The 6,818-nt window shown below is 67.9% G+C and carries 7 protein-coding genes and 2 pseudogenes; 2 read left to right on the top strand and 7 right to left on the bottom strand.

The window, feature by feature from the left end:
• From G3N99_RS31980 to bamE, 3 genes and pseudogenes are all read right to left on the bottom strand, one after another.
• Window positions 1-210 (bottom strand): annotated as a pseudogene (locus G3N99_RS31980) (MotA/TolQ/ExbB proton channel family protein); the annotation flags it as partial.
• 18 nt (window positions 211-228) lie between these two features.
• Window positions 229-1,026, bottom strand: coding sequence for a 4-hydroxy-tetrahydrodipicolinate reductase (gene dapB / locus G3N99_RS31975; protein ID WP_089424479.1), 798 nt, complete (start codon window positions 1,024-1,026; stop codon window positions 229-231).
• A gap of 62 nt (window positions 1,027-1,088) precedes the next feature.
• Complete coding sequence (gene bamE / locus G3N99_RS31970) at window positions 1,089-1,907, bottom strand: outer membrane protein assembly factor BamE (RefSeq protein ID WP_206124376.1); 819 nt, start codon at window positions 1,905-1,907, stop codon at window positions 1,089-1,091.
• A gap of 141 nt (window positions 1,908-2,048) precedes the next feature.
• Between bamE and fur the strand changes: the two genes are divergently transcribed.
• A complete protein-coding gene (fur, locus tag G3N99_RS31965) occupies window positions 2,049-2,477 on the top strand; it encodes a ferric iron uptake transcriptional regulator (protein ID WP_011350926.1) in 429 nt (142 codons plus the stop codon).
• Between the two features lie 177 nt (window positions 2,478-2,654).
• Here fur and G3N99_RS31960 read toward each other — a convergent pair whose 3' ends face one another.
• The 3 genes from G3N99_RS31960 to G3N99_RS31950 form a co-directional block, all read right to left on the bottom strand.
• A complete protein-coding gene (locus G3N99_RS31960) occupies window positions 2,655-3,173 on the bottom strand; it encodes an ureidoglycolate lyase (RefSeq protein WP_041493007.1) in 519 nt (172 codons plus the stop codon).
• A 14-nt stretch (window positions 3,174-3,187) separates the two neighbouring features.
• Entirely contained in the window at window positions 3,188-4,195 is a 1,008-nt protein-coding gene (gene alc / locus G3N99_RS31955; protein ID WP_206124375.1) for an allantoicase, read from the bottom strand.
• Between the two features lie 104 nt (window positions 4,196-4,299).
• Window positions 4,300-5,622 (bottom strand): C4-dicarboxylate transporter DctA, encoded by a 1,323-nt coding sequence (locus tag G3N99_RS31950; RefSeq protein WP_174939140.1) that lies wholly within the window; start codon window positions 5,620-5,622, stop codon window positions 4,300-4,302.
• 212 nt (window positions 5,623-5,834) lie between these two features.
• Here G3N99_RS31950 and G3N99_RS31945 point away from each other — a divergent pair, with 212 nt between their 5' ends.
• Entirely contained in the window at window positions 5,835-6,557 is a 723-nt protein-coding gene (locus G3N99_RS31945) for an FCD domain-containing protein (RefSeq protein WP_174943811.1), read from the top strand.
• Window positions 6,558-6,611: 54 nt separating this feature from the next.
• Here G3N99_RS31945 and G3N99_RS31940 read toward each other — a convergent pair.
• Window positions 6,612-6,818: pseudogene (locus G3N99_RS31940) on the bottom strand (transcriptional regulator CynR); the annotation flags it as partial.

The following is a 6,818-nucleotide window of genomic DNA, read 5'->3' as shown; positions in this document are numbered from 1 at the left end:
CAGCGCGGCAATGCCCGCGTCGAGCGACGACGCGCGCCAGAACGCGGCGAGCGCGCGCGGCCCCTGCCGCTTCGCGCGGACCAGGAGCCAGGCTTTCATGAGGAGGAAGCACCAGCTGGCGACGGACATCGCCAGCAGCACATAGGCGACGGCATGCGTGATCGCATCGCCGCTTTCGAGGTAGTGGACAACGCCGGTGGGTATCGCCATCGGAGTTTCCCCGTGGTGTCAGCGCAGGCCGAGCACGTCCTGCATGTCGAACAGGCCGGCGCCGCGCGCCGACAGGAAGTGGACCGCGCGCAGCGCGCCTTGCGCGTACGACACGCGGCTCGACGACTTGTGCGTGATCTCGATGCGCTCGCCGATCCCGGCGAACAGCACGGTGTGATCGCCGACGATGTCGCCGCCGCGCACCGCGGCGAAGCCGATCGACGACGGATCGCGCTCGCCCGTCACGCCGTGGCGGCCGTACACCGCGCAATCGTCGAGCGAGCGCCCGAGCGCGCCGGCGACGGCTTCACCCATCATCAGCGCGGTGCCCGACGGCGCGTCGACCTTGTGACGGTGATGCGCCTCGATGATCTCGATGTCGTAGCCATGCGAGAAATGCTTCGCCGCGAATTCGAGCAGCTTCAGCGTGACGTTCACGCCGACGCTCATGTTCGCCGCGAACACGATGCCGATCTTGCCCGCCGCGGCCTGCAGCTCGGCCTTCTGCTCGGCGGTAAAGCCGGTCGTGCCGATCACGAGCTTCACGTCGTGGCGCAGTGCGGCCTCGATATGAGCCATCGTGCCTTCCGGACGCGTGAAATCGATCAGGGTGTCTGCCTGAGCGAACACGGCGTCGAGGTCGGCGGTCAGCTTGACCCCGGTTTCCTTGCCGAGGAACGCGCCGGCGTCCTGGCCGAGGAACGGCGAATCGGCGCGGTCGAGCGCGCCGACGAGCTGCGCGTCGGCATCGTTGAGAACGGCTTCGATCAGCATCCGGCCCATTCGGCCCGATGCACCGGCAATCGCAATCTTCATGGCTTTCTACACGACAGGTCTAAAGACGGGCGGCGCCTGCCGCCCGGTTTCCGCACGCGGACTTACTGCGCCGGCGCGGTGATCGGCTGGTTCTGCAGCGTGTCCGAGCCTTGCGGGCCGACCGGCGGCGATGCCTCGTTCGACACGTTCGGCTGCGGCGGGCGATGGAACTGGAACTGCGGCTGGATCGCGGGTGCAGCACCCGGCGGCTGGCCGCCCGGCACCGGCGCGCCGGCCGCTGCCTGCGCGGACGGCGTGAAACGACGCCCGGCCGAACCCTGCCCGGATACCTGGTTGGTCGCGCGGTTCGCCGCGCGGGCGGCCTGCGCGTTCGCATCCTGGTCGACCACCGCACCGGACGCCGGCACGGCGGACGGGCTGGTGACAGCCTCCGGCGCCGGCGCGCTCGCCGCCGCTTGCGCGGCGCTCGCGGCTGCCGCTGCCTCGGCGGCCTTCTTCGCCGCTGCGGCCGCCTTCGCCTTCTTGCCGCCGCGGTCGCCGTCGATGTCGGCCAGCAGGTCGAGTTCCGAAGGCAGGTTGTCCGCCCCCGTCCAGCCCGCCAGGCGATCGCCCGAGAACGTCACGACGAGATCGCGCTGCTGGACGACTGCCGTCGAGCCGCGCTTGAAGTAGAAGAGGTAATCCCAGCGGTCGGCGTGGAACATGTCGGCCAGCAACGGGGTGCCGAGCAGCGCGCGCACCTGCTCGCGCGACATGCCGACCTGCAGTTGCGAGGCCTTCTCCTGCGACACGAAGTTGCCTTGCACGACGGTAATCCGGTAGGGGGTGATGCTCTGCGCGATGCGCTGCGTCACGCTGTCGTACGACGAACAACCAGCCAGCGCGGCAACGGCGGCGGCAGCGATGATGACACTCCGCATGCGGCTCCTCTGAAAGTGCGAAAGAGATTCTGGAATCATTTCCCTCACCGTGCAGGCCCGTGTGCAGGCCGCGCGTGTTTCTGGAACGGCGAAAAGCCGGTAACATTGAAGCCCTGCATTGTACTCTAGGGATGCCTAGCCATGACCAATCCGACGGATCTCAAGAATATCGGGCTAAAGGCCACCCTACCGCGCCTCAAGATTCTCGAGATCTTCCAGCAAAGCCCGGTGCGCCATCTGACGGCAGAAGACGTCTACCGGAACCTGCTCAACGAGCAGCTCGACATCGGGCTGGCCACCGTCTACCGCGTGCTGACACAGTTCGAGCAGGCCGGCCTGCTCACGCGCAGCAACTTCGAATCCGGCAAGGCCGTGTTCGAACTGAACGAAGGCTCGCACCACGATCACCTCGTGTGCCTCGATTGCGGCCGTGTCGAGGAATTCTTCGACGCCGAGATCGAAGGCCGCCAGCAGGCGATCGCGAAGGAGCGCGGCTTCCGGCTCCAGGAGCACTCGCTCGCGATGTACGGTTCTTGCACGACCGAGAACTGCCCGCACCGCAAGCACTGATTCACGCGCGCCGCACACGCAGCACGGCCCGGACGGCATCTCGCCGCCCGGGCCGTGTTCTTTTCGGGATAGCGGCGGCGCGCCGCCGCGCGAGTCGCGCGCCCAGGCTTTCGAAAACCCTTCGATTCGCCCTCCCGGGCGACCGTCAGGCAGCCGAAGCCGGGCGTTGCACTTGCATCAGGCCGCGCAGGCCGGCTCGAACTCGAGTGCCCACGCGCGCTCGAGCGGGATCTCGTCGCAGTTCGGCTGCGTGCCGCCGCGATCGACGATCACGAAATCGCTGACCGCGTCGAGCGCGAGCAGCGGATGGTGCCAGACGCCCTTCGCATAGTTCACGCCCTGCCAGCCTTCCGCGAGGAACGCGCGCATCGCGTCGGGCCGGAATTCGCCGGCCGGCGCGACGACGATCGCGTAGCGCGACACGGCCGCGAGCGGGATGAACGCCTGGCTGCCGTGCGGATGGCGCTCCATCAGCGTGACCGCGACCGGCAGCGCGCGCGGCTGCGCGCGGAACACGCTGACGAGCGGGCGGCCGCCGTCCGCGCACACGTCGATCGTCGCGAGATCGTGGAAGCGCTCGGTCGTGCCACCGTTGATCGGAAAATGCCGCGCGCCTTCGAGCGCGATCACGTCGCCGAACGGCGCGAACGCTTCGCGCGTCAGGCGCTCGACGCGCAGGATGTGGGATTCGCTCATGTCGTTGCCCTCGTTCAAGCCGGCTCGCCCCACAGACGCAGGCGCGACACGCCGCCGTCCGGGAAGATGTTGAAACGCACGTGCGTGACGGGGCCGAGCGCGGCGAGCTGGTCGAACGTGTGGACGTGGTCCATCTGCAGCTTCTGCTCGCCGAGCAGTTCGGCCCAGAACATCGCCTGCGTGACGAGCGAATCGTCGGTGCCGCCGGCGACCCGCGCAGCCTGCAGCGAGCAGCGGTCGGGGAAATTGCCCTTGAAGAACGCGGTATCGACCTCGACGCGCCGGATGATGCCCGGCCGCGCGAGCGCGACGATCGCCCAGTCGTTGCCGGGCTCGCGGCGGCGCCGCGTTTCCCAGCCGTCGCCCATGTTCACGCCGCGCCCCGGCATCAGCATCTGCGACGCCGGGCCAAAGTGCTGGTTGTTCGCCGCTACCAGGTAGCCGCCGTTCTCGGTCGCCGCGAGATCGACGAGCTCGCCGGCCGGCACCTGGCGCCAGTCGCGCTGCGGCTGGCCATACACGCGCAGTCGCGCGAGGCCGCCGTCCGGGTACAGGTTCACGCGCAGGTGCGTATAGGGCTGCGCATCGTCCACGCTCACGTAGTGATGCGAATTGCCCTGCAGCGTCGTCGCCAGGACGATCGGGCGCCATTGCGCGTCGTCGGGCGGCGTGTCGCCTTCGGCGACGCACGCGTCGATCGACGCGGCCGGCGGGAAGTTGCCGGTGAAGTGGCTCGTATCGAGGTCGACGCCGTAGATCACGCCCGGCCGCGCGAGCCGCACCACGCAGAAGTCGTGGCCGGTCGTGCGCTTGCGGCGCGTTTCCCAGCCGTCCATCCACTTGCCGTGGTCGTCGTACTTGCCGGGAATGAACACGGCCGGCTCGGGATTCAGCATGCGCTCCTTCGGCGCGAAGAATTCGTCGCTGGCAAAGAGCGCCTGTGCCCCGAGGCGCGGGTCGGCGAGGTTCATGTAGCGCCGCGTAAAGGCCGGCGCATTCGGATCGAGGATGGGGGCTGCCATGTCGTCTCCTGAGGTTCGATGACGTGCCGGCGCATCGAGGCGCCGGCCACATGAATTCGGTTGCGCGGGACGACCAGGGGAAGCCGCCCCGCGCGGGGGTGCCCTCAGAGCGCGTGAGCCTGGTCGCCGGCGACCGGTGCCGCGCGGTCTTCCTCTTCGGCCGGCACGTAGCGCAGCTCGCGGTTCAGCACGCGTTTCGCGCGGGCACGATCGATGTCGTTCTCCCACACCGCGACGACGACCGTCGCGACGCAGTTGCCGATCAGGTTGGTCACCGCGCGGGCGATGCCGACGAACCAGTCGACCGGCAGGATCAGCACGAGGCCGAGCACCGGAATCGCGGGGATCGCCGACAGCGTCGCCGCGAGGATCACGATCGCCGAGCCCGGGATCCCGTGCGCGCCCTTCGACGTGACGAGCGACACGAGCAGCACGACGATCAGGTCATGCGTCGACAGCGGCGTGTTGGTGGCCTGCGCGATGAACAGCACGGCGAGCGTCAGGTAGATCGAGAAGCCGTCGAGGTTGAACGAATAGCCGGTCGGGATCACGAGGCCGACCGTCGAATCCTTGATGCCCATGTATTCGAGCTTGCTCATCACTTGCGGCAGCACCGCGTCCGACGACGCCGTGCCGAGCACGATCGACAGTTCCTCGCGCAGGTAGCGGATCAGCTTGAACACCGAGAAGCCCGCGAGCCGCATCACCGCGCCGAGCACGACCGTGACGAACACGAAGCAGCTCAGGTAGAACACCGCGACCAGATAGCCGAGCTGCTTGAGCGACGCGACGCCGTACTTGCCGGTCGTGAACGCGATCGCGCCGAGCACGCCGAGCGGCGCGAGCTTGATGATGAAGCCGATGATCCGGAAGAACACGTGCGACAGTTCCTCGATCAGCGAGTTGACGCGCTGTGCCTTGTCGCCGAGCAGCGACAGCGCGGAGCCGAACAGCACCGCGAACACGAGGATCTGCAGGATGTCGCCCTTCGCGAACGCGTCGATCGCGGTCTCGGGGATGATCTTCATCAGGTAGCCGGCCGTGTCCTTCAGGCTTTCGGCGTTCTTCGCGTACGACGCGAGCGACGACGCGTCGAGCGAGCGCAGGTCGATGTTCATCCCGACGCCCGGGCGCGTGAGCCACGCGAGGATGAGGCCGATGCCGAGCGCGAGCGTCGTCATGATCTCGAAGTAGATGACGGCCTTCAGGCCGACCCGGCCGACCTTCTTCAGGTCGCCCGCGTTGGCCATCCCGCTGACCACAACGCAGAACACGATCGGCCCGATCACCATCTTGATGAGCTTCAGGAAGCCGTCGCCGAGCGGTCGCAACGACTCGGCGAAATGCGGGAAGAACGCGCCGAGCGCGATCCCTAGGATAAGTGCGACGACTACTCGGCCAAACAGCGAATTGAGGAATTTCGACACGGCGCTCTCCCGATCCAACGGTTGCAGTTTCGTCTGTTCATACTGGTAAGACCAGTGATGTTATGGTGGATAGTAGGAAGCCGATATAGTGGAGTCAAGGACGGACAAAATAGGGATTTCCCGCCCCTGCCCGCCTGGTTTCGATGCACCTGACAGGGGCAGATCGTGGCTTTCCCGTAGGCCGGCCATGCACCGCCTGCGTGCGGATTACAATGCCGGTCAGACCGGCCAAAGTTCACATCATGAAAAACGTTCCGCATACCGTGACCGACGCCGCCATCGCGACGATCCGCGACCGGATCGAGGCAGGCGTGTATCCGGTCGGCAGCCTGCTGCCGGCCCAGCGCCAGCTCTCCGAGGAGCTGGAGATCAGCCGCGCGTCGCTGCGCGAGGCGCTGTCGACGCTCGAGGCGCTCGGGATGCTGCGCATCCGCGCCGGCAAGGGTGTGTACGTCGAAAGCGCGCAGGCCACGGCCGCGCATGCGTGGCGGTTCGCCGAGCAGTCGTCGCCGCCCGACACGTACCAGATGCGCTATGCGCTCGAAGGGTTCGCCGCGCGGATGGCCGCGCACGTCGTCAGCGACGACGACATCGCGTGGTTCGAGGACAACCTCGCCGACCTGCACGTCGCGCTCACCGAAAGCGCGCTCGACGCGGCGTCGCAGCTCGACTTCGATTTCCACATGCGGATCATCCATCTCGCCGGCAACGCGGCGATCGAATCGGTGCTGCGCAGCAGCGCGGACATCATGAAGGAAAGCCAGCGCATGCCGTTCTACCGGCGCGAGCTGCTGCTGTCGACGTGGCAGGAGCACCGCGCGATCGTCGATGCGCTGATCGCGCGCGATGCGGCCGCCGCCGGCATTGCGATCGAAACGCACATCGCGAACGCCGCACAGCGCGCGGGCATCTTCTTCCCGACGCCGCGCACGTAACGCGGGCGGGTGGGCGAGCGGCCCCCCGCCGCGCGCGCCGCCCGGTCGTACCGGTCAACCTCCCGACGGATCCCGATACGCGAGCGCACGCTCGATGAACGCGCGCGCCGCGACGCTGCGGTACGCACCCTTGCGTGTCAGCAGCGCGGCCGTACGCGCAGGCAGCGGCGGATCGATCTCCAGCGCGCACGGGTCGGCGCTCTCGCGCGCGATCGCGTCGGGCAGCACCGTCGCAAGCCGGCCGCACCGCACGAGTTCCAA

Source organism: Burkholderia sp. Ac-20392, assembly GCF_017104585.1.
GTDB lineage: Bacteria > Pseudomonadota > Gammaproteobacteria > Burkholderiales > Burkholderiaceae > Burkholderia > Burkholderia lata.
The sequence above is the reverse complement of the archived record's forward strand: the minus strand, read 5'-3'. Positions and strand labels throughout refer to the sequence as shown.